A 22,260-nucleotide genomic window follows, 5' to 3' on the forward strand; every position below is an offset into this window, starting at 1 on the left:
AACTGCAAAAATCGTACCCTTTATCGAGGTGCGATTTTTGTAAATGTCAACGTTTACAGCACTAAAAATCTTAAAAAAATCTTATCTTAAGCAAACTACAAAATCAGTTCAGTAATAATGGATGACTAAATAACGACTGCTTTAGTCTTTACCTGTTCACATATAGAGGCAGCTATTTCTTCTACAGGGGCAACAGCATTGTCTAAATCTGAGGCTAAGGAATGAGAAGATGTTAAAACTGGGGCTGCATCTGGCAAAATCCAAGCATCTTCCAAGGTTTCCCAAGAAGGTGCAAAAGGTGGAAGCGCCAAAGAGCAAGCCTTCCAAGTTCCTTGAACTGGCGCTCCCAATTGCTGGCACGTTCCGCCACGGCGACCCTCTGGCTGGTAATGACGGCAATATTTACAGGCAGATGCTAAAAATTTAATGGGTTTCATTTGGATTCATCTTTAGTGCCGTTTGCGGCTGAATTTCATCCTTATATTTTGCTTCTATGTATAAAGACGGATAAGAGCCAAAAAGCCATTATTTTCTATAGGTTTCAGCGATCCCGACGAAAAAATAAACTTTAGGATATTTTTATATTCTTGTTATATATTTCAATAATGCTTAAAGTGGTTGCCTATAGATTTTGGCTAAAACTTATTAGGGATCAAGACTAAAACTAAAGCTTTTGATTTTTGTAGCATTTTAACTTCCTCCTTAAGGATAGCTTCAGGCATATAATTTCAGATAAATAGTCTGCTTTGATTACCACATTAGACATATTTCAGCAGTAAAATATATTGTTTCTCAAGAATCAAAACCATATTTATGTGAAGCAGCAAGTTATTTGAGGAGAAATTCTGCTCAATAAATAATCGCTAAACTATTTTGCTTTCAATTGAAGTCAGGACTGACTTCCTTCAAAACTGTTTAGCAGCACAGACAGAACAGACTTCCCAGCGCTGGAGTTCGCCGGGTGGGGTGGGAGATTGACACTGGGGACAAAGGGGTAAGCCGTGCGATCGCGATCGCATGATCTTCGTCCAATGCCCAAAAGCAGCATTTACATCCTTGGCGGGTGTAACATCAGGGCGGTTAATCTCATCACCAAGGTAACTGGGATGCTCATGGGGCGAAACCGTTTGTTGCTGTTTTCTCTCCAGAGATGGATTCTGCCAGCCAGCAGTAGAGAAGCGAATATCAACCAGAGGTGTTGGCAGGTTTTTATTCAACTTTAAAAGCAGAGACGTGCGACCAAAAGTCAGGTTTTGCGCCCAAGCAGCACTAGAAGTTGCTACCGACAAAACATCGCGTTGAATCGACAATGGTCGAGTATTTGCGGCAACCACTGGCCCAACAACTTCTGTCCAACACTTGAGCAGGCGTTGAAATGGTTGTTCTTGCCATTTAGCCTGCTTTTCTAGAACGCCTAAAATATCATTAATTGATTTCAACGACATCGTTAAAAGTGGGGAGTGGGGACTTGTAATGAGCGACTCGTGCCGAGCATCTCGACTTACTTCGACTAGCAAGAGTACAAGTCGCTCGATGGAACCGGAGCCGAGGTAAGCCGAAGTAGTGGGGAGTGGGGAAGAGGCAGGAGAGCAGGGAGTAAGGGAGAAGAGTTTTCCCCTCTTCCCCCTGCCCCTCTGCCTCTTTTCAATTCCCAATTTCCAATCTATCTATTTAGATAATTTTCGCTACTATTGTCACAAATATATCTAAAGTTAATTCCAGCAATCTACGTTTGAGGCACAGAGGCAATGACTCAAAACCCCCTGAATGATTCCGGTACTCAATCGTCTAAAACACCTGGGTTGAAACCAGCACTAGCAGCAGCGCTAGCGAGTTTAGAGGTGCCGCTAGATCAGGAGTTAGCTCGATACCGACGCACACGAACTGGTTTGGTGGCATCAAAGCAGCCCCGTGTTGCAAGTTACATGAGCAGTCAACCCCAGCCGTTAACTGCCATCCCTAAAACATCGGGCACAACTCAGTCATCAGTAATGGAAATTAAAACTAACGTGCCGCCTGCATCTGTACCCGTGAATCCTCAGGGAACTTCAGCGCCAGCTACGGCAAAAATTGACGTACCACCGACATCTTCTCTAGCTGTGAATCCTCAAAATAACCCAGCGTCAGCTATGCCAAAAACTGAGGAACTAAATAATCTCAATGTGCCCTCCATCTCTGATTCTGCTAAAACACAAACTCAACTTCCGCCGCCGCCCCCCAACTTTAGTAGCAGCATCGTGTCAGCAATCGTTAAAGATACTAAGAGCGAAAACCTCTTGCAGCCAAATGACACCCCTAAGCACCCAGATGACTATTTGGAATCTAGTGAAGCACTGCTGCGAAGTCTGACAGAAGAACAACCAGAAACCAAGAAACCAAGCAATTCTAGCGATAGTCTGCTATCACCTTTGGGTATTGGCTCGATGTTGCTGCTATTGGTAGCGAGTCTTACCTTAGGTTATGTAGTGTTCAATCCCAAAAGCTTGCCACAGTGGAATTTAGGCAAGTTGTTTAACGGAAACTCGTCTCCTGCACCAGAAAATACTCAGGAAGTCGGAAGTAGTGTCCAACCTCAGATCCAGCCACCAAGCACATCTATACCCAAGTATCCGAATCTAGCTGCCCAAGAGTTTCCTGAGGTGAGAGATCCCAATGATGTAGTTGGCTTAAAACCCAAAATCCAACCAACCCTCGCAGTAGTGCCTAATCCAGTCGTTCCCCAAAACCCCGCAAATCCTCAAGCAGCATTGCCTGAAGCCAACACAGGCCTAAAACCGACAAATCCGATCGCTTTAGCACCAGTACCGACAGTACAGCCCTTGCCTCCCCTGAATTTGCCTGCCACTTCAACGGCAAAAACCTCACCAAAGCCGGATGCAGAAATCAAACCAGCAACAGATGGGTTCTATCATGTAGTGATAGATAATAAAGATGCGGCTTTTGCCTCAGCACGGCAAGTAATTCCCGATGCTTATTTATCACCCAACAAAGAATTGGTTTATTTGGGTGCTTTTAAGACTAAAGAGCAAGTACAACAACATCTGAAATTGTTACAGGCAAAGGGAATCAAGGCACGGGTTCAGCAGCCATAAGTTGCAAAAATCTACGATACCATGAGAGAACAGTCCTGAGTCATCAGAAAAATGGGTTTGAAACCCCGTGCTTTTAGCACGGCTTTACGTGATATACTGGGATGAGTTACCACCCCAGCTAAATGCAAAGTATATCTGTTAAATGCAAGCTTCAAGTCCCTGTAGAGTTGCGCTCTGAAATAGACCGCACTTTGCTCTTATTTGCTGACGCTTGTAATCAGATATATGAGATTGCAAAACGCGAGAATTGCTGGAATACAACCAAGCTTCACCACTTGGTTTACAAGCCAGTCAGAGTTGCTACGGGTTTGAAGGCAAACCATGTCTGCCAAGCAATTCGTCGTGTAACTGGTAACGCTAAAGCAGTTAAGCAAGTCCATAAATTTAGACCGACATCTATTAATTTGGATGTTCGGACTTTTCAGTATATTGAGGATTTGCAAACCGTCGGCGTTACATTGATGTGTGGTCGAGTTAAGTTCAAGTTGAGCATTGGTAACTATCAATTGGCATTGCTTAAAGGGCAATCCCCAACGGCTGCTACCCTCAATAAAACAAAACACGGCGACTACTACATCAATATCTGTGTTGACCTGCCTACCAGCCCCACAGGTAAAACACCCAAAGCTAGCACTGAGCGTAGCCGAAGTGTAATTGGGGTCGATCTCGGTAGGCGAGACATAGCCACCACAACCAATGGTGAATCGTGGAGTGGAAGGCAGATTCAAGCCACTCGTGACCGATATAGTAAGGTCAGGGCTAATGTTCAATCCAAACGCACTCGCAGTTCTAGACGACTGCTGAGAAGGCTTTCTGGGAGAGAACAAAGGTTTCAGAAATGGCTGAATCACAATATTTCTAAACAGCTTGTTCAAAATGCACTCGTAACAAACGCGACACTGGCTTTTGAGGATTTGACCAATATTCGAGAGTCGCTCAATCAAAAACTAAGAAGCAAAGTTGAACGTCGAAGAACTAATAATTGGGCGTTCTATCAGTTGCGTTTGTTTGTTGGGTACAAAGCAAATATTGCTGGTGTTCCAGTGGTATTTATCCCACCTGCCTACACAAGTCAAACCTGCTCCCGATGCGGACACATTCACCCAGTCAAGGGTAAATCGTATCGCAACGGGAAAAATTTTAAGTGTGGGCATTGTGGATTTGAACATGATGCTGATATAAACGCAGCGTTAATTATTGCTGCTTTGGGGAAGTCTGTAAGCCTTCCTGGAAGTCCGGGGATGAGTTGTCAATTAGAGGGACAATTGTCTCTCTTCCCGATGATTCAAGTCTGTGGCTAAAGCCCCGCACCTTTAGGTGGGGGTAAGCTTACGAGCGCTAAGTCAATGAGTGTTGAGTGCTGAGTGGTAGAGACAAAATATTGTTTGTTTACAACCCTACAACAAAAATTATATATACTCAAAACTTTAACTAGGCACTCAGCACTCCATAACTACCCTATGACAAAATATTATACTCAGGACTTTAACTAGGCACTCAGCACTCATTACTGGGTTTCGTGAATGGAGAGCCGACATGGCATTAATCAAGCGTATCCTGCGGGTGATTCGAGCTAATCTCAATAGTTTAATCGGTGGTGCAGAAGATCCAGAAAAGATTCTGGAGCAAACTGTTCTAGAGATGCAGGAAAATCTGGTGCGGTTGCGGCAGGGTGTAGCACAAGCGATCGCTACCCAGAAACGCACCGAACGGCAGGCAGGCGCTGCCCAGTCTCAAACAGAAGAATGGTATCGCCGTGCCCAATTGGCGCTGCAACAAGGCAGCGAACCTCTAGCACGGGAAGCTTTGACTAAGCGCCAAGCCTATAAAGAAACCGCTACAGCCCTCTTTTCCCAGATAGAGCAGCAAAACGAGATAGTCGCTAGGCTAAAAAAGGATATGCGATCGCTAGAGTTAAAAATTTCCGAGGCGAAAACAAAAAAAGATATGTATATTGCTCGTGCCCGTTCTGCCGAAGCGTCTTATCGCCTCCAGGAAATGCTTGGCGGAGTTTCTGCCACCAGTAGTCTGAGTGCTTTTGAGCGGATGGAAGAAAAAGTTTTGCAGATAGAAGCTCAATCAGAAGCAATAGCTCAACTCGGTAGCGACGACTTGGAAACACAATTTACTTCCTTGGAATCTACTAATAATGTAGATGCCGAATTGGCAGCGATGAAGGTGCAGGTTTTAAACGGGGCAGAAAACACACAGCATAACAATCTCCTCACCCAGGAGAGCCAGAAGATACAGCCTCCCCAACAACAGTTACCTAAAACTCAGGACTCTTGAAGAGGTCATTTCCCCCTGCTCCCTGCTCCCTGCCCCCTGCCTCTTGGTTGAAGTTCGGCTAATTACCCCTGTTTGGAGATATCTTAAAAATTAAGAGTTGTTAGGAGGTACTGATTCAAACCGGAAAGATTACATTGAAATAGGTAGCTATTAAAAAATAAAAAAGCTAACTGTCCAACAAAAAGCGTAAAGCAAACAAGGAAAAACAAAGTTATGGGATTATTCGATCGCATTAAGCGAGTAGTTAGTTCTAACCTCAACGACCTGGTTAACAAAGCCGAAGACCCCGAAAAAATGCTAGAACAAGCCATCCTGGAAATGCAGGAAGACTTGGTTCAGCTGCGTCAGGGAGTAGCCCAGGCGATCGCCGCCCAAAAACGCAGTGAGAAACAGTATAATGATGCCCAAAATGAAATCAATAAGTGGCAACGCAATGCCCAACTGGCGCTGCAAAAAGGTGATGAGAACTTAGCACGACAAGCTCTAGAGCGCAAGAAAACTTATACTGACACCAGCACAGCGCTCAAAGCTAGTTTAGATACGCAAAGTACTCAAGTTGACACCCTCAAGCGCAACTTAATCCAGCTGGAAAGCAAAATTTCTGAGGCTAAGACCAAGAAAGAAATGCTCAGAACTAGGATCACTACCGCCAAAGCCCAAGAGCAACTCCAAGGCATGGTGCGTGGGATGAATACCAGCAGTGCAATGTCTGCCTTCGAGCGGATGGAAGAAAAAGTCTTGATGCAAGAATCCCGGGCCCAGGCACTAGGAGAGTTAGCGGGTGCCGATTTAGAAAGCCAATTTGCCCAGTTGGAAGGTAGTAGCGATGTTGATGATGAGTTGGCAGCTTTAAAAGCACAAATGTTACCACCGGCTACTCCACAAAATCAAGCGCAACTGCCACCGCAACAAGAAACCACTGCCCCGAATCCTAAGTCTAATGAAGTGGTTGATGCCGAGTTGGATTCTCTACGCAAGCAATTGGATCAATTGTAAAATTGGTAGAAAACTTATTTGAGCTAGTCCCACGCCTGTTGGCTGTGGGATTTTACATCATTAGTCAATAGTTAACAGTCAAAATAACTATGAATTATTGACTATAAACTATTGACTACTTTGGGATAAAGTATTGTGTGTGCCAACTTTGATCGCCACCTGATGGAGACTGCAATGAGTAAGGCTGTAATCACCATAACCGATGCTGAGTTTGAAACAGAAGTATTAAAAGCTGAACAGCCTGTATTAGTTTACTTTTGGGCTTCCTGGTGTGGCCCTTGTCAATTGATGTCGCCCCTGATTAACTCAGCTGCTACGAAATATAGCGATCGCCTCAAAGTCGTTAAAATGGAAATTGACCCTAACCCACTCACTGTTAAGCAGTACCAAGTGGAAGGCGTACCAGCCCTCAGACTATTTCAAGGCCAGGAAGTTTTGATATCCACTGAGGGAGTTATCGGCAAAGATAAATTACTCGAACTCTTAGATAAGCACTTAAATAGTAATTAGTCAATAGTTCATAGTCCATACCAAATGACTAATGACCCTCAGTGAGGCTCGTGCCGACGCTAACGCCATTCACTCATGGAGTAAACACCCTTCTCTACGAGACGTTGCGCGTTCGCATAGCGTCTCGTAGAGAAGGCGCTAGCCTCTCACGAATGGGAGAAAACCGCGCTGGCTCACTAATGACTAATGACTAATGACTAATGACTAATGACTAATGACTAATATGGAATTTGCAAAGCGTTTACAACCCCTGCAATCTAATGTATTTGCTGATATGGACAGAGCCAAGGCGATCGCTTTGGCAGCTGGACGAGAGGTAATTGATTTGTCGTTGGGGTCTTCTGATTTACCAGCCGAGGCACATGTGATCGAGGCGATCGCCCAGTCTCTTGGCGATCGCAGTACCCACGGCTATCTGTTGTTTAACGGAACTCTTGGGTTTCGTGAAGCCGCAGCCAACTGGTACGAACAAAAATTTGGTATCAAAGTCGATCCCCAAACTGAGGTACTACCTCTAATTGGTTCTCAAGAAGGCACAGCCCATTTACCCCTAGCAATACTCAATCCAGGAGATTTCGCCCTATTGCTCGATCCAGGTTATCCCTCCCATGCGGGGGGAGTCTACCTAGCCAGTGGTCAAATCTACCCGATGCCACTACGGGCAGAAAACGATTTTTTACCAGTATTTGCTGATATTCCTGCCCCAGTCTTGGCCCAGTCGCGGATGATGGTATTAAGTTATCCTCATAATCCCACTGCTGCGATCGCTCCTTTATCTTTCTTCCAAGAAGCTGTCGCCTTCTGTCAGCAACACAATCTTGTGCTGGTTCATGATTTCCCCTACGTAGATTTGGTATTTCAGGAAACTGGGGAGTCGGCAGATTCTTCTCCCAATCCAAAATCGAAAATCGTTCGACTGAGCGAAGCCGAAGTCCAAAATCCAAAATCCCTAGTCCCTTCAATTCTGCAAGCTGATCCAGAGAAAAGCGTCTCTATTGAATTTTTCACCCTTTCCAAGTCCTACAATATGGGCGGCTTCCGCATTGGCTACGCCATCGGTAATGCTGAGTTAATTAACGCCTTACGCCAGGTAAAAGCCGCTGTTGATTTTAATCAGTATCGGGGGATTTTGAATGGTGCGATCGCTGCCCTAACTGGCCCTCAAGTTGGGGTAAAATCTGCTGTTGCAACCTTCCAGCAGCGCCGTGATGCTTTCATCACTGCTTTACACTGCATTGGCTGGAATGTTCCTACTCCCCAGGCAACAATGTACATCTGGGCAAAATTGCCCCCAGCTTGGAGTCAAAACTCCATAGAATTTTGTACCCAGCTAGTCAAACAAACTGGTGTAGCCGCTTCCCCAGGTGCTGGCTTTGGTAAATCAGGGGAAGGGTATGTCCGTTTTGCCTTGGTGCATGAGCCACCTTTGTTAGAAACTGCTGTGGAAAGAATGGCTGAGTTCCTTCATTAAATTTATAAGGGAAATGCCGAAAACCCCTGAGAGACAGGTGCTTACGCACCGTATCTCGTACTTTAGGCTCTTGATGAAGGCTAGCAACACCATGCACGGGTGTTCTGATTTAATCTTTTTGATGTGCTATATACTCTATTACATTTTTTGTAGAAATATTACCAGCAGTTGAGACAAAATAGCTCGGTGTCCATAAAGTTGGAAGTTTAAGCAATTCTGGAAACTCTTTTCTTAAGTGATGAGAAGCCCGTCCTTTAATTCTGTTCATGATTTGGGAAGGGTTGTCTGTTGGTTTCACGTTTAAAAATAAGTGAACATGGTCAGGCATGATTTCCATTGCAACAATTTTCCACCTATTCTCATTGCAGACCTCACAGATGATTTGCTGTAATCTCTCTGCTATTACGTCTACTAATACCTTCTTTCTGCGTTTGGGTATAAAAACGAAGTGATAGTTAAGAAGCGATATTGCGTTCCCTTCATGCCTATATTCATCTGGAGAAAAACTTCCCATGCTTTTTTGTAATTACTGATTGTATTTTGTATATATGTAGTGTATATTCAAATAAGCTAATCGACAATAGGAGGTGATGGTATTTGCTAACAAACTTTTGTTTTAAGCTACGTCCTAATCTTAGCCAAACCAACAAAATAGATGGATGGCTAGATATGCTCCGCTCTACTTACAACTGGAGTTTGGCAGACAGAATAGCTCAATACAACCAGCAATTCATTCAGGGTGATTATTGCGACATCAGGACTAGGGCAGAAGCCTGTCCACTGACTTGTTTTGTTAGCAGGAATGGTGCAAGTGGGGAACCTTGGAAGGACGCTAAAACCCACAAGGATGGTAAACTAAAAAATCCACGTCGTAGTGCTGGAGATATTCAAATAACCGCATTGCCAGAGTTAAAGAAAGCTAGACCCTGGTTTCGTGAGATTGACTCTACAGTGCTACAGCAAAACCTCAAGCGACTTGACACTGCTTACAAAAACTTCTTTGAAGGTAGAGGCTTTCCCAAATTTAAAAACCGGAGTAATTTTACATCCTTTACTTACCAGATGGGCGTAAAAGTTCAAGGGAATAAAATCTATCTCCCTAAGTTGGGATGGATGCGGTTCTTCAGCTCTCGCTTGATACCAGATGGATTTACTCTGAAGGCGGCGACAATCCGCAAGCGTCAAGATGGTTGGTACATCTCGATTAGGATTGAAGATAAAAGCATTCCAGATTACGTATCAAAGCCACTAGATGAAGTTAAATCTGTCCTTGGTTGCGACTTGGGAATAACCAAACTTGTTCACTTGTCGGATAGGTATCAAATTGATAATCCTAAGTTTTCAACCAACAAAAAAGTTAAACGCACTCTGAAAATTAGACAGAGGCGAGTTAGCAGAAAAGTCAAAGGTAGTAAAAATCGTAAAAAAGCAGCTAGCAAGTTAGGACGCTTTCACAAAAAGATTACAGATAAACGGGTTGCTTACCAAGCTAAACGCTCAGAAGATATCAGCACGCACTTTTGTGCAAACGTGTTGAGTCTGAGAACCTGTGCAAACAGGATATTAAGATTGTGAAGTCTTAAGAATCTCCTCGCCTAAAGGCCAGGAGAGTGTCAATCAAATTTCTTCTCAAACTAAACGCCAAAGATTTTTGGCGGCAAAGTCTATGAATAGAACACACGGCAATACGCTTGGGTTAAGGAACGTAGATCCAAAGGGGCTTAAGGCAGGGTAACCCAACATTATCAAGGCTTTGTTGGGTAACGTTTAGTTTGAAATCAATATAATAGCTATATTCTCAATCATAATCTTAAATTTAACTTACTAAATCCGTTAATTCGCTTAATGTTATAAGTTCAATCTATAAAGTAAAATATTGCTAATTAATAAATTATTTATCTTATATTTATAAAATTAATATATAAATATATTATTTATTATTAAAAGCCATATACAAAATTATTAAAATCAATACTAAAAATATTATTTTCTAAAACTATAAATTTTTAAACAATAAAGTATTATCAATTTGAAAAATGTTAATTATAGATTCAAAAAGCAAAATTTTTATTATGACAGTAAGTGGGTGTGAATAAATAAAACTATCTTAAGTAACGTAAAAGTATTTAAATAAGTTTGTAGTAAGCGGCTCTAGCTCTTTTTAAGGGCTTTAGTCTTCTCTATGAGACGCTACGCGTAGCAAGATCCCTAAAGTATGCTACAAACCTTTAATTATTTATGCCGTCGTACTTAGCAGCTAATGACTAAGATCGCAGCTAAACAAACTCTTGTCTGCTCCAAAGTTCTGATGCTTGTAGCAAGTTTACTCGCAAACGTCTAGGTGGGAAACTGGCCCTAAAACCTGTCTTTGCACGGATTCAAAGCCTATCTGACTTGAAAGTGCTGTTAGCGGATAGCTATGGTTGAGCCAGTGCTGAGTAAAAATACTAGTCCCCAGCACCTGTTTTATGTGTTCTGGTGTATGCAGTTCATGACGGCTACTTTACATTTACTTGTTAAATCGGCACGAAAAAATAATTTTTCTTAAAATAGAGAAAGATTAACTAATTTTGGTTGTGACAATATCTACTCAAATATTACCACTGGTTAAAGAGCCAGAACGACTGGAAAATCGTCTAGCCGAAATTCCATCGGAACCGGGGGTTTATTTCATGCGGGACAGTAGCGATCGCATTATATATATAGGTAAATCACGTAAGTTGCGATCACGTGTCCGTTCCTATTTCCGGGATGGCTACAACAAGAGTGAACGCATCGCCACGATGGTCAAGTTGGTAACAGAAATTGAATTCATTGTCACTGATACCGAAGCCGAAGCGTTAGCGCTAGAAGCAAATTTGATCAAGCAGCACCAGCCATACTTTAACGTGCTGCTCAAAGATGATAAAAAATATCCCTATCTCTGCATCACTTGGTCAGAAGATTATCCGCGAATTTTTATTACTCGTAAACGCCAATTCGGCAAAGAAAAGGATAAATTTTACGGGCCTTATACTGATGCTGGTCTTTTACGAGAAATTGTTCGCCTGTGCAAGCGGATCTTTCCACAGCGACAACGGCCTCAACCACTTTTCAAAGACCGTCCTTGCTTAAATTATGATTTAGGGCGTTGTCCGGGTGTATGTCAACAAATGATTTCACCAGAAGAATATCGCAAAATTGTGCAAAAAATAGCGATGGTCTTCCAAGGTCGAACTCAGGAACTGATTGAGATTTTGACTCAACAGATGAACGCAGCAGCTGAGAACTTGAATTTTGAGTCAGCAGCGCGGATTCGTGACCAAATTTCTGGGTTAAAGTCGCTGACAGCCAATCAAAAAGTTTCCTTACCAGATGATACAGTTTCGCGGGATGCGATCGCACTGGCAGCCAACGAAGAATACGCCTGTATTCAACTATTCCAGATTCGCGCTGGGCAATTGGTAGGACGCTTGGCCTTTGTGGCGGATGCTCATGCAGAACCGGGAGCTATTTTACAACGAGCTTTAGAGGAACATTACCAAACTGCTGACTCAGTGGAAATACCTTTAGAAATTCTAGTACAGCATGATTTACCAGATAGCGAAATATTGGCGGATGTCTTAACTCAACGTAAAGGGAAAAAAGTCACAATCTTGACTCCTTTGCGGCAAACTAAGGCAGAATTAATTGAGATGGTAGAGCGAAATGCCCAGTATGAATTGCAAAGAATGCAGAAATTAGGCGATCGCAACGACCAAGCAATGCAAGATTTAGCGGCTATTCTTGATTTACCAGATGTACCCCACCGCATCGAAGGTTATGATATTTCCCATATTCAAGGATCAAATGCAGTAGCTTCGCAAGTCGTGTTTATCGACGGTTTACCCGCTAAACAGCACTATCGCCACTACAAAATTAAAAATCCCACGGTGACGGCGGGACATTCAGATGATTTTGCTAGTCTTGCTGAAGTTATTGGGCGACGGTTCCGTAAGTATGGCGACGATCCACAGTTAGCACGTTTGGGTAATCCAGATTGGCCTGATTTAATCATGATCGATGGTGGTAAAGGTCAATTATCATCAGTTGTCGCCGTTTTGCAAGAGATGAATTTATTAGAAGACTTGCGAGTTGTGAGTCTGGCGAAGCAGCGAGAAGAGATTTTTTTACCGGGAGAATCTAAACCCTTAACAACTGATTCAGAACAATCAGGGGTGCAGTTGTTGCGGCGGTTGCGGGATGAAGCGCACCGATTTGCAGTGACTTTTCATCGTCAGCAACGCAGTGATAAATTGAAGCGATCGCGTTTAGATGAAATTCCTGGCTTAGGACATCATCGACAAAAGCAGCTACTAGGGCATTTTCGCTCAGTTGATTATATTCGGCAAGCTGCACCCACACAACTTGCTGAGGTTCCGGGAATTGGCCCGCGTTTGGCTCAAGAAATTTACGATTATTTTCATCCTTAGGACTTACGCACGGGTAACGGAAAACGTAGACGCTGCATCGGCAAGCCGTCCGGCTACCACAGAGAAGCCAGTGCGCCCTTGCGGTTAAGTGTCAACTTAAGCTAAAAATAGCTTAACTGCTGGGCTGACTCAACCGCCTGGAACTAAAGTTCTTTGGCTTTTAGCTAAAGTCTACTGAAGTAGACTAAAGATTTTTGCGGATATTTAGTAATCAAAAGATTACTTTTGCTATTAGCAAGGAACTTAAGTTCCTTGCGGGACATAACTTTTACGTTAAGTTGACACGTATGAGCTTTTTCTGTGCCCCTACAGTATGGTCTATTTACGATCGCAGGATAATTAAGAAAAGCCTGAAAACTTCCTCAAAATAGGTAATGCACATCACGATGCATTTGTACAGTGCGTAAGTCCTAGTTGACTAGTTTTAATGAAATTAGCTCACCACAATTTAATCTCATAAATCTTGCCAGCAAATATTAACTAAATCTTAAGATAGATATTTTGTGACTAAATATACAGTATTTTTCGGTGTTTAATTTTTGAATACAAGAACGGCTTATTTTGTATTTGTCTGAAAGGACTATAAATAAGGCTCTCTCAAGGTATTATTCATAGGGATCAGTAAATCTCTAAGCAGCATTTAATTAAAAAACAATTTATGTATCTAAAGTAGGAGGGTAAAATCACCTAAATTTTAGGATAATATCCAAAGATATCAAAAACTTTTCAAATCTGAAATTTTGTTTAAAATAATCAGCCAATATTAAGACCGTTTGTTAACTTAGGTCAAACCAAAATTTTTGCTAGTTTCACTGGCAGTTTTCTCAAATAAAAAATATTTACAACCAGGGGTTTTAAAATGCAGACAGTACAAAAAATTTACTGCCCAAATTGCGGCTGCCAAGCAGAACGCTATTACATTTATGATAGTCAATTAACTCGAACACAATGCCCTAGTTGTGACTATTTGATGATTAGTTGCACTCGCACTGGCAAAGTGATTGAGGCTTACGCACCAGGTATTTATGCACAGCGCTAGTAATTAAATAATTCGTAATTCGTAATTCGTAATGACGCTCGCGGACTCGCTAACGCTGCGCTAACGTAAATTTTGTTTTGTAATGGGGATTTAACCCCAACACAAAACTTGCTTTTTTATTGAACCGGGGGACTTAAACCCACGGAACTAGTTAAAAATTAAAAATTAGAGAACATGTTCTCTAATTTCTAATAATAAAGTTACTTATCAAGAATTTTGAACATTTCACAGGTTGTCTTTCTGTTGTTTAAATTGTTGCTGTCGTACCTGTTCTTGTAACCTCAATTCTTGCTGTTGTCTAATTTGTTGATCTTGTCTGAGTTGTTGCTGTTTTACTCTTTGTTGTTGCTGTCGTGTAAAGTCTTGCCATTGTCGTGTAAATTCTTGCTGTTGTAGTCTCAGTTGTTGCTGGCGTATCAGTTCTTGCCGTTGTTGTGTAAATTGTTGCTGTTGTAGTCTCAGTTGTTGTTGTAGTTGTGGTTGCTGAAACTGTTGCTGAAGCAATGTTTCCTTAAATTGCTCTTGTGTTCGCTGAGTTTGTTCCTCTTGTTGTCGTCTCATTCTTTCTTGAGAAGACTCAGGTATCTGAGGATTCGGCTGAATTATTTGTGCATAGGCAGGAAAATTAATCGATAAAGCTTTTGCAAGCATAATCAATAGTAGCCATGCTTTAACCATTAATAAGCGATTCAACATGCAGTTATTTCCTCAATTATTATAGGTTGGATTGAGCGATCGCTAAACCATTAAAATGTCAACATTATTTATAATTGCCCTATACATATAGCGCTTCTGGGTTGAGTAGGTACAGAACCCCACCCCCAACCCCCTCCCCGCAAGCGATGAGCTTGCTCTGATCTAACTCATTTGATTAGGAAAAGCTAGAATACATTTGTATTCTTTAGCCCATAAGTTCTCTAAATATTCAGTGCGTTGAGAATAGCTTCTTAGAGGATGTTTTAAAAGTCCTATTGTAGGTATCAAAACGTTCTAGATCCTCCTAAATCCCCCTTACAAAGGGGGACTTTGATTCCGGTTCCCCCCTTTTTAAGGGGGGTTAGGGGGGATCAATAAGTGCCTAAAATCACAGCCAAATACTTTTAAAACATCCTCTTAAATCAAGGTTATATTCAGTGCATTATTTTGATGCATAAAAATCTCATTTTTTAGATATTCATCTTAATTAAATTATACATTCATATTTTTTAGATGGGTTGTCGGATTTCCGTAATCCATGTATCTCCGGCGAGTAGGTTAAAGAAGGGATTTCAGGCGGTTTTACACCATAGATAAACAGAGATAATTCTCAGGATACATTTGGGTTTATCTGCGGTTACATGTTTATTTCTAAAATTGACTGCAAGAGGTTTAATTCTTACTTGCTCTGAGTTGTCCACAAGCAGCATCAGCTTCTAAACCACGGGAATAACGCACACTAACAGCAGTATTTTGCTGCTTAAGGACGTTGACAAATGCTTGAATGCGATCGCGGTTGGGGCGTTTGTAGTCTACTTCTTGGATGGGATTATAAGGAATCAAATTCACATGACTTTGAAATCCTCGCAGGCATTTTGACAGTTCCAATGCTTGTTCTGGCAAATCGTTGACACCAGCGAGGAGAACATATTCAAAGGTAACGCGGCGTCCAGTGATTTCCACATATTCTCGACATTCAGTCAGCAAATCTTCTAGAGGATAGGCGCGGGCGCTGGGGATGAGTTTTTCCCGTAGTGCTTGGTTGGGTGCGTGGAGACTAACAGCGAGGGTGATTTGCAAATTGTTTTGCGCGAACTGACGGATGCGATCGCGAATCCCAACTGTAGAAACTGTAAGCGATCGCTGCCCAATACCGACATCTTGATTCAGGGATTTTAGCGCTGCTAGGACATTCTCAGTATTCAATAACGGTTCACCCAGTCCCATAAACACCACATTGCTAACCCGTTGCTGAAAATCTTCTTGTACAGTTAACACCTGATCGACAATTTCATGCCGTGCTAGGTTCCGCTTAAAGCCTCCCTTACCAGTAGCGCAGAAATCACACGCCATTGGGCAACCCACCTGAGTAGAAACGCAAACTGTCAAACGGGATTTTGGGCCATCTCCCGCTTCTGCGAAGGTGGGGATGCCAACAGTTTCAATAATTTGATCGTCTGCTAATCGTAAAAGATATTTGACTGTGCCATCGGCAGCCACAGAGCGGTAATGTAAAGTTGAGCGCCCAATGGGGATTTCTGCTACTTCTTTCCGCCATTGCTTGGAGAAGACAGAAATATCAGCTAGCGATCGCACTCCCTTGTCATAGATCCATTCATGCAGCTGCTTTCCTCTGTAAGCAGGTTGTCCCTGTTGCTGCACCCAAGTGCTTAACTCTGCAAGAGAAGCACCGAGAAGGGGAGGAATTAATTCTGATTTTACTGGGTTGTGTAACTCAACTTGAGATACAAGAGGCGTAGCAGACATAAAAAATCAAGAGTTGATGTAGGATCTCTATCCTACACCTGCCAGATTAACTTAGTCTTGACTAAAGAAGACGGAGAATTACCCAAAGGTTGTGCCGTTCCAGCCCCACATTGCCCCCTTAGCGTCTGCAAACTCTATATAAATTCGATTTTTCGGCACACCTAGAGTTTGGTTAATCTGCTGGCAAAAATCCTGACTCATTGCTGCGGTTTGATCTGGTTTCATTGTGCCAACACTCTTAATTTCAATATAGCAAACCGGGTCTGTATTCCCTGCAAAGGTCATGGGAATTTCTGACTCAAAAGCAGTCATTACATAGGATTCTGGTTTTCCCAAATGTTTTGCTAGCTTGGCTGATAAGTTTAAAAGCATTGATTCAATTTCAGCTTTTTCAGGAGCAGTTGCAGAAGTTTGCACTTTAATTAATGGCATAATACCGAATTAGGATTTGGGATTTTATTCACATTGTTAAGTTTATCGTTAGGTAGGGCAGGGGCAGGGGGCAGGGGGAGTTAGAAGTTCAAGCATTGGCTTAAAGACTCATTCATCCACCTCAGAACTCCGTTCATCCACCTCAGATACTCGTTCATCCACCTCAGAACTCCGTTCATCCACCTCAGAACTCCGTTCATCCACCTCAGATACTCGTTCATCCACCTCAGAACTCTGTTCATCCACCTCAGATACTCGTTCATCCACCTCAGAACTCCGTTCATCCACCTCAGAACTCCGTTCATCCACCTCAGAACTCCGTTCATCCACCTCAGAACTCCGTTCATCCACCTCAGAGACTCATTCATCCACCTCAAAGACTCATTAACGGAGTTCAAAGACTCATTCATCTAGCTCAAAATGCCCAATGCCCAATGCCCAGCATTTAGTTATGAGATGAGCGAAATAGATGACTATGTTCGGGATGATATAAACGCGATCGCCCTTTATTTGCCGAGAGGGCTGGACTGATTATATAAAGTGTAGTGCGAATTAGTTTTTCTTTATGAGTGCAGTCTGCCATTTCATTCAGGGGGACAACCTTGATTTTTTCATCGGGCCATCCGATGCGAAAGCAAATTGCAATGGGGGTTTCGGCTGGGTAATGTTCGAGTAGTTTGGCTTGGGCATTTTCGACGTGACGCGCACTTAGATATAAGCAGAGGCTAGCCTGATGTGCCGCCAGAGTGGCTAATTCTTCAGTGGCGGGGACTTCTGTACGTCCACTGATCCGGGTCAAAATGATGGTTTGGACTAAACCAGGGACAGTGAGTTCTACTTTGAGTTTGGCAGCTGCGGCTTGAAAGGCGCTGATACCTGGTATGACTTCAAAAGGGATATTTGCCTCTGCGAGGAGGTGCATTTGCTCATGGATGGCGCTGTAGAGACTAGGATCGCCAGAATGGAGACGGACTAGAGATTTGTGTTGCGATCGCACCCGATCTATCATAATCGGCAAAATCTCTTCTAAAGTCTGATTCGCAGTTCTAATGATCTCCGCATCTTTTCGGCAAAGTTCTAAAATCTGTTCGGGTACTAAAGAATCAGCAAATAAAATCACATCAGCAACAGCCAGTAATTTCTGCGCCTTCACCGTCAATAAATCAGGATCTCCAGGGCCTGCTCCCACAATGTACACAGATGGTTCTATGGCATATAGTGTTTTTTTATAACTCAGATTTTCACTTTTAGAAGAAGACACGGCAATCCCTCAAAAAACTTTTTTGATATTTTCTCAGTATCTTTCCGGATTTACCCTCTTTCCCTAGTAGAGAGTAATGGTAGATGCACCCTGGTTAAGCCCTAGAGAATACTCTGGGGCATTTTTTATTTTTTGGGCATTGGGAATTCGGCATTAGTTATTCTTCTCCCCCTGCCCCCTGCCCCCTGCCCCCTGCCCCCTGCCCCTCATCCCCTCATCTCCCCATCTCCCTTCGGAGTAGGAACTACATCGGGTAAAGGGCGTTTAAGTAAGTAAAGCCAAGCTAATCCAAGTAATCCAAATAAAATTCCTAGACTACTGACTACTTGTGCTATCCGTAACGGCCCCAGCATCAAGCTATCAGTGCGAAAACCTTCTATCCACAAGCGTCCTAAGCTGTAGGCTGGCCAGTAAATTAGAAACAGCGTGCCTACCTTCAAACGTGGCTTACCGGACAAAGACCGGAAAAACAACGTTATGAGCAGCGCAAACACCGTTAAATCCCACAGAGATTCATAGAGGAAGGTGGGATGGAAGTAATCGAAACTTGCATACTCTAGAGGACGATGATCTGGGGGAATATACAGCTTCCAGGGTAAATTTGTAGGATCACCAAAAGCTTCAGAATTAAAGAAATTGCCCCAACGTCCGATCGCTTGCCCTAAAATCAGCGAAGGCGCTACTAAATCTGCCAGTTGCCAAAAAGAAACCTGCTTGATTTTGGCAAAGATTAACGCAGCCAAAACGCCACCAAGAATTGCTCCATGAATGGCAATACCTCCTTCCCAGATAGCAAAGATTTTTCCTGGAGTTGGGGCATATTTTGACCACTCAAAAAAAACGTAATATAGCCGTGCGCCAGGAATTGCCCCAATCAACAACCAAAAGAATAAATCGCCTAGCAACTCAGGATTAACATTACGGCGCTTTGCCAATTCCTGTGAAAGAATAACGCCAATTAACACTGCTGTGGCAATCAATAAGCCATACCAACGGATACTGAGTGGCCCTAATTTCACCAGAATCGGTCCTGGAGAAGTAAATTGAAACGCCAAGGGCAAGGTGGAAAAATCCAGTGCCATGAAAAATTACCTAGAATAGTTCGTTAACTACCCGCGCACTTTGCTAAGTACGGAGTTTTTTGGGTGTCGAATGCTGGAACTGTACTTAAATACTCCACAATTTCGTGGGGACACAAATAGAAATCCAGCATCCATATTTAGGAGTTTATAGCGGTTTTGTTTAACCTCACCCCCAACCCCTCTTCTTGCTAAGGAGAGGGGAGCGTTTGCTTTACTCGAATGCGGGGTGAGGTTCAGGCTATATTGCACCGTTATAGTTCCTAACGCCTAGTTGAGCATAACTTGTACCAGCAAAACAATTGAGTAAAGCATCCTTACTCAGAGCGCAAGATGGTAAATTTGAGTAGGTTACACAAAAGAGCTTCGATATAATCACCTAAACAACTTTGATATATCTAAAATTGTGATTGCTATTTATCCTGGTAGCTTCGACCCCATCACCTTGGGACACCTTGACCTCATCGGGCGCGGTAGTCGGCTGTTTGAGCGGGTAATTGTCGCTGTACTGCGGAACCCTAACAAAATGCCACTTTTTAGCGTGGAGCAACGGCTAGATCAGATCAGTCTTTCTACACAACATCTACCTAATATAGAAGTAGACAGCTTTGATGGTCTTACCGTCAACTATGCCCAAATGCGACAAGCACAAGTTTTGCTGCGGGGTTTACGGGCTGTGTCAGATTTTGAAGTGGAACTGCAAATGGCTCACACCAATAAAACTCTTTCTACCCAAATAGAAACAGTTTTTCTCGCAACCTCAAATGAGTATAGTTTTTTAAGTAGTAGTGTGGTAAAAGAGATTGCAAGGTTTGGTGGCTCTATCGATCATCTCGTTCCCCCACACATTGCCCTAGATATATACCAATGCTACAATCAGAACTCTCCAATGTTGAACCCAATCTCACCGGAAGCAATCCCCCCCCTCAAGAGCATCTCGGTGGAGAGGGAAGCATAGATATTCAGCAGGAACTCAACCGTCTAGAGGAAATGGTTCTCTCTAGTCTCAGGATTCCTTTGACGGGACGCACTCTCATAGATGAAGAAAAGCTACTAGATCAGCTTGATTACATCCGGCTTGCTTTACCATCGCTTTTTCAAGAAGCAGCAGCTATCCTCAACCAAAAGGACGAAATTCTGCTGGAAGCGGAAGAGTATGGACAGCAGGTTGTTGAGGCCGCGCAAGCTAAAAGAGCGCAAATTTTAGCTGAAAGCGATATTATTCACCAGGCAGAACAAGAAGCTGAACAACTGCGGCGACAAGTGCAACAAGAGTGTGAGGGAATAATGCAAGAAACCCTCGCCGAGATTGAGCGTAAGCGGTATGCTTGTCAACAAGAGTTAGAGCAAATGAGGCAAACTGCGATCGCTCAGGCTCAAGAAATTGAAGATGGTGCTGATGCTTATGCTGATGGCATCCTGGAAAATATTGAGCAGGATCTCAAGCAGATGTTGCGAATTATCACCAACGGACGGCAACAATTGCAAATTGATAACCTCACTCAGCGCAATTCACCTCCTGGTAAGAAAAAATAGAGGTTATAACCAGAGATGAGAAAAAATTATCGGTTGGGTTTCGCTATTGCTTAACCCAACAATTTTTATAAAGGAATAATTTTGAGGAAGCTACCTGGTAATATATTTAAAGTTTTGGCTTGTAATTAAGCAGGATTTTTAATAAATGCTTACCTTCGCTCAAGTTAATTTTGGAGTAAATCTAGCTGGTTTAATTGGAATTATTTATTTACTTTGGGCAATTATTTACTTTATTTTAACAGTAGCTTGGCTATCCCAACGCGGAACCAGACTTAGAGGTTGGGCTTTAGCCCTTTACATTATTCAACTTATATTTACGCCAATTATAATGTTGTTAAGTGGAGCAATATTGTTTTATCAAGGTTGGCGTTTAGATCCAATTCTTCAATTTGAGCAATTTTTATTGTTGCTATTAATTCTTTACTTAAGTATCAAAGATATTGTAATTAATGCAGTTTACAGAGATAGATAATTTTAGCATTGAGAGAATCTCATGAATAAAATTTGTGTTTAAAACTCAGAAAAATGGGTACTGGGTACTGGAAAAATTACTTAATCCCCAGTCCCCAGTATCCTTCACTGCGATCGCGATTGGTTAATTCGCTTTTGCATCGCTTGGTAGTTAGAATCTGTTATGGAAATGTCACTGTTTAAAGATTTGTAAATGATTTGCCTACTTCCCGGAACTAAAACTGGACACTAAAGAGGTACGTGGTTTTACTACGCGCAAAATTATTCATTAAAGGAGCATTATCATGAGTACTTTCGGTTCGGTGTTTGTAGGTCTGGACAATACTTTTACTGTCAATGATGGCGGATGGACTAGCTTTAACCAATATCCACGTCAGCTTGGTGATGTCAACGGTGATGGTCGTGATGATATTGTCGGTTTTGGAAATGATAATGTCTTCGTCTCTTTAGGTCAAAGCAATGGTACTTTCGGTTCGGTGTTTGTAGGTCTGGACAATAATTTTACTGTCAATGATGGCGCATGGACTAGCTTTGACAAATATCCACGTCAGCTTGGTGATGTCAACGGTGATGGTCGCGATGATATTGTCGGTTTTGGAAATGATAATGTCTTCGTCTCTTTAGGTCAAAGCAATGGTACTTTCGGTTCGGTGTTTGTAGGTCTGGACAATAATTTTACTGTCAATGATGGCGGATGGACTAGCTTTGACAAATATCCACGTCAGCTTGGTGATGTCAACGGTGATGGTCGCGATGATATTGTCGGTTTTGGAAATGATAATGTCTTCGTCTCTTTAGGTCAAAGCAATGGTACTTTCGGTTCGGTGTTTGTAGGTCTGGACAATACTTTTACTGTCAATGATGGCGCATGGAGTAGCTTTGACAAATATCCACGTCAGCTTGGTGATGTCACTGACAATGGTCGCGATGATATTGTCAGTTTTGGAAATGATAATGTCTTCGTCTCTTTAGGTCAAAGCAATGGTACTTTCGGTTCGGTGTTTGTAGGTCTGGACAATGATTTTACTTTCACTGATGGCGCATGGACTAGCTTTGACAAATATCCACGTCAGCTTGGTGATGTCAACGGTGATGGTCGCGATGATATTGTCGGTTTTGGAAATGATAATGTCTTCGTCTCTTTAGGTTAATAGGATGACACTTCTCATA

The 22,260-nt window shown here is 42.6% G+C and carries 22 protein-coding genes; 13 read left to right on the forward strand and 9 right to left on the reverse strand.

All coding sequences use genetic code 11. The features are described from left to right. Positions 1–125: 125 nt before the first annotated feature. Positions 126–437 carry a hypothetical protein gene (locus tag LC653_RS02310; RefSeq protein ID WP_229492407.1) on the reverse strand — a complete coding sequence of 104 codons (312 nt, stop codon included), beginning with the start codon at positions 435–437 and terminating at the stop codon, positions 126–128. Between the two features lie 468 nt (positions 438–905). Continuing rightward, entirely contained in the window at positions 906–1,445 is a 540-nt protein-coding gene (locus LC653_RS02315) for a DciA family protein (RefSeq protein WP_229492572.1), read from the reverse strand. Between the two features lie 303 nt (positions 1,446–1,748). On the opposite strand from LC653_RS02315, the gene LC653_RS02320 reads away from it, so the two are divergent. From LC653_RS02320 to LC653_RS02345, 6 genes are all read left to right on the forward strand, one after another. Continuing rightward, positions 1,749–3,092, forward strand: coding sequence for a hypothetical protein (locus tag LC653_RS02320; protein ID WP_229492408.1), 1,344 nt, complete (start codon positions 1,749–1,751; stop codon positions 3,090–3,092). Between the two features lie 122 nt (positions 3,093–3,214). After that, positions 3,215–4,393, forward strand: coding sequence for an RNA-guided endonuclease InsQ/TnpB family protein (locus tag LC653_RS02325; protein ID WP_229492409.1), 1,179 nt, complete (start codon positions 3,215–3,217; stop codon positions 4,391–4,393). 235 nt (positions 4,394–4,628) lie between these two features. Continuing rightward, positions 4,629–5,381, forward strand: a complete 753-nt coding sequence (locus LC653_RS02330; RefSeq protein ID WP_229492410.1) for a PspA/IM30 family protein — start codon at positions 4,629–4,631, stop codon at positions 5,379–5,381. A gap of 213 nt (positions 5,382–5,594) precedes the next feature. After that, the gene (locus LC653_RS02335; protein ID WP_229492411.1) at positions 5,595–6,377 is read left to right on the forward strand and encodes a PspA/IM30 family protein; all 783 of its coding nucleotides are present in this window, start codon (positions 5,595–5,597) and stop codon (positions 6,375–6,377) included. 174 nt (positions 6,378–6,551) lie between these two features. Beyond that, the gene (locus LC653_RS02340) at positions 6,552–6,887 is read left to right on the forward strand and encodes a thioredoxin family protein (protein WP_229492573.1); all 336 of its coding nucleotides are present in this window, start codon (positions 6,552–6,554) and stop codon (positions 6,885–6,887) included. Positions 6,888–7,101: 214 nt separating this feature from the next. Then, on the forward strand, positions 7,102–8,358 hold the full coding sequence (locus LC653_RS02345; protein ID WP_229492412.1) for an LL-diaminopimelate aminotransferase: 1,257 nt from the start codon (positions 7,102–7,104) through the stop codon (positions 8,356–8,358). A gap of 109 nt (positions 8,359–8,467) precedes the next feature. Here LC653_RS02345 and tnpA read toward each other — a convergent pair whose 3' ends face one another. Then, a complete protein-coding gene (gene tnpA, locus LC653_RS02350; protein WP_229492413.1) occupies positions 8,468–8,872 on the reverse strand; it encodes an IS200/IS605 family transposase in 405 nt (134 codons plus the stop codon). 83 nt (positions 8,873–8,955) lie between these two features. Between tnpA and LC653_RS02355 the strand changes: the two genes are divergently transcribed. From LC653_RS02355 to LC653_RS02365, 3 genes are all read left to right on the forward strand, one after another. Beyond that, on the forward strand, positions 8,956–9,933 hold the full coding sequence (locus LC653_RS02355) for an RNA-guided endonuclease InsQ/TnpB family protein (RefSeq protein WP_229492414.1): 978 nt from the start codon (positions 8,956–8,958) through the stop codon (positions 9,931–9,933). A gap of 1,001 nt (positions 9,934–10,934) precedes the next feature. Then, a complete protein-coding gene (gene uvrC / locus LC653_RS02360; protein WP_229492415.1) occupies positions 10,935–12,809 on the forward strand; it encodes an excinuclease ABC subunit UvrC in 1,875 nt (624 codons plus the stop codon). Between the two features lie 859 nt (positions 12,810–13,668). Beyond that, positions 13,669–13,848, forward strand: a complete 180-nt coding sequence (locus LC653_RS02365; RefSeq protein WP_229492416.1) for a replication restart DNA helicase PriA — start codon at positions 13,669–13,671, stop codon at positions 13,846–13,848. Positions 13,849–14,073: 225 nt separating this feature from the next. Here the strand turns inward: LC653_RS02365 and LC653_RS02370 are convergent, their stop codons facing one another. The 6 genes from LC653_RS02370 to lgt form a co-directional block, all read right to left on the reverse strand. Beyond that, positions 14,074–14,544: a hypothetical protein gene (locus tag LC653_RS02370; protein ID WP_229492417.1), complete on the reverse strand. Its 471-nt coding sequence runs from the start codon at positions 14,542–14,544 to the stop codon at positions 14,074–14,076. Between the two features lie 672 nt (positions 14,545–15,216). After that, the gene (gene rlmN / locus LC653_RS02375) at positions 15,217–16,311 is read right to left on the reverse strand and encodes a dual-specificity RNA methyltransferase RlmN (protein WP_229492418.1); all 1,095 of its coding nucleotides are present in this window, start codon (positions 16,309–16,311) and stop codon (positions 15,217–15,219) included. A gap of 78 nt (positions 16,312–16,389) precedes the next feature. Next, a complete protein-coding gene (locus LC653_RS02380; RefSeq protein WP_229492419.1) occupies positions 16,390–16,743 on the reverse strand; it encodes a phenylpyruvate tautomerase MIF-related protein in 354 nt (117 codons plus the stop codon). A 108-nt stretch (positions 16,744–16,851) separates the two neighbouring features. Further along, positions 16,852–17,094: a hypothetical protein gene (locus LC653_RS02385; protein WP_229492420.1), complete on the reverse strand. Its 243-nt coding sequence runs from the start codon at positions 17,092–17,094 to the stop codon at positions 16,852–16,854. Between the two features lie 94 nt (positions 17,095–17,188). After that, positions 17,189–18,004 carry a precorrin-4 C(11)-methyltransferase gene (gene cobM / locus LC653_RS02390; protein WP_229492421.1) on the reverse strand — a complete coding sequence of 272 codons (816 nt, stop codon included), beginning with the start codon at positions 18,002–18,004 and terminating at the stop codon, positions 17,189–17,191. Between the two features lie 206 nt (positions 18,005–18,210). Then, positions 18,211–19,086, reverse strand: a complete 876-nt coding sequence (lgt, locus tag LC653_RS02395; protein WP_229492422.1) for a prolipoprotein diacylglyceryl transferase — start codon at positions 19,084–19,086, stop codon at positions 18,211–18,213. 403 nt (positions 19,087–19,489) lie between these two features. Here lgt and coaD point away from each other — a divergent pair, with 403 nt between their 5' ends. The 4 genes from coaD to LC653_RS02415 all read left to right on the forward strand — a co-directional run bounded on the left by coaD (position 19,490) and on the right by LC653_RS02415 (position 22,241). Next, complete coding sequence (gene coaD / locus LC653_RS02400) at positions 19,490–20,041, forward strand: pantetheine-phosphate adenylyltransferase (RefSeq protein ID WP_229492423.1); 552 nt, start codon at positions 19,490–19,492, stop codon at positions 20,039–20,041. Further along, positions 19,951–20,619 carry a cell envelope integrity TolA family protein gene (locus tag LC653_RS02405; protein ID WP_229492424.1) on the forward strand — a complete coding sequence of 223 codons (669 nt, stop codon included), beginning with the start codon at positions 19,951–19,953 and terminating at the stop codon, positions 20,617–20,619. The genes coaD and LC653_RS02405 overlap by 91 nt, the downstream gene beginning before the upstream one ends. 145 nt (positions 20,620–20,764) lie before the next feature. After that, complete coding sequence (locus LC653_RS02410) at positions 20,765–21,091, forward strand: Ycf66 family protein (protein ID WP_229492425.1); 327 nt, start codon at positions 20,765–20,767, stop codon at positions 21,089–21,091. A gap of 283 nt (positions 21,092–21,374) precedes the next feature. After that, positions 21,375–22,241 (forward strand): FG-GAP repeat domain-containing protein, encoded by an 867-nt coding sequence (locus tag LC653_RS02415; protein WP_229492426.1) that lies wholly within the window; start codon positions 21,375–21,377, stop codon positions 22,239–22,241. Positions 22,242–22,260: the final 19 nt, after the last annotated feature.

Source organism: Nostoc mirabile CHAB5784, assembly GCF_020829645.1.
Lineage (GTDB): Bacteria > Cyanobacteriota > Cyanobacteriia > Cyanobacteriales > Nostocaceae > Nostoc > Nostoc mirabile.

Bases quoted from the DNA above. Each gene is read 5' to 3' on its own strand.
- LC653_RS02310 (WP_229492407.1), bottom strand. From the start codon at position 437: ATGAAACCCATTAAATTTTTAGCATCTGCCTGTAAATATTGCCGTCAT.
- LC653_RS02315 (WP_229492572.1), bottom strand. From the start codon at position 1,445: ATGTCGTTGAAATCAATTAATGATATTTTAGGCGTTCTAGAAAAGCAG.
- LC653_RS02320 (WP_229492408.1), top strand. From the start codon at position 1,749: ATGACTCAAAACCCCCTGAATGATTCCGGTACTCAATCGTCTAAAACA.
- LC653_RS02325 (WP_229492409.1), top strand. From the start codon at position 3,215: ATGCAAAGTATATCTGTTAAATGCAAGCTTCAAGTCCCTGTAGAGTTG.
- LC653_RS02330 (WP_229492410.1), top strand. From the start codon at position 4,629: ATGGCATTAATCAAGCGTATCCTGCGGGTGATTCGAGCTAATCTCAAT.
- LC653_RS02335 (WP_229492411.1), top strand. From the start codon at position 5,595: ATGGGATTATTCGATCGCATTAAGCGAGTAGTTAGTTCTAACCTCAAC.
- LC653_RS02340 (WP_229492573.1), top strand. From the start codon at position 6,552: ATGAGTAAGGCTGTAATCACCATAACCGATGCTGAGTTTGAAACAGAA.
- LC653_RS02345 (WP_229492412.1), top strand. From the start codon at position 7,102: ATGACTAATATGGAATTTGCAAAGCGTTTACAACCCCTGCAATCTAAT.
- tnpA (WP_229492413.1), bottom strand. From the start codon at position 8,872: ATGGGAAGTTTTTCTCCAGATGAATATAGGCATGAAGGGAACGCAATA.
- LC653_RS02365 (WP_229492416.1), top strand. From the start codon at position 13,669: ATGCAGACAGTACAAAAAATTTACTGCCCAAATTGCGGCTGCCAAGCA.
- LC653_RS02370 (WP_229492417.1), bottom strand. From the start codon at position 14,544: ATGTTGAATCGCTTATTAATGGTTAAAGCATGGCTACTATTGATTATG.
- rlmN (WP_229492418.1), bottom strand. From the start codon at position 16,311: ATGTCTGCTACGCCTCTTGTATCTCAAGTTGAGTTACACAACCCAGTA.
- LC653_RS02380 (WP_229492419.1), bottom strand. From the start codon at position 16,743: ATGCCATTAATTAAAGTGCAAACTTCTGCAACTGCTCCTGAAAAAGCT.
- lgt (WP_229492422.1), bottom strand. From the start codon at position 19,086: ATGGCACTGGATTTTTCCACCTTGCCCTTGGCGTTTCAATTTACTTCT.
- LC653_RS02405 (WP_229492424.1), top strand. From the start codon at position 19,951: ATGCTACAATCAGAACTCTCCAATGTTGAACCCAATCTCACCGGAAGC.
- LC653_RS02410 (WP_229492425.1), top strand. From the start codon at position 20,765: ATGCTTACCTTCGCTCAAGTTAATTTTGGAGTAAATCTAGCTGGTTTA.
- LC653_RS02415 (WP_229492426.1), top strand. From the start codon at position 21,375: ATGAGTACTTTCGGTTCGGTGTTTGTAGGTCTGGACAATACTTTTACT.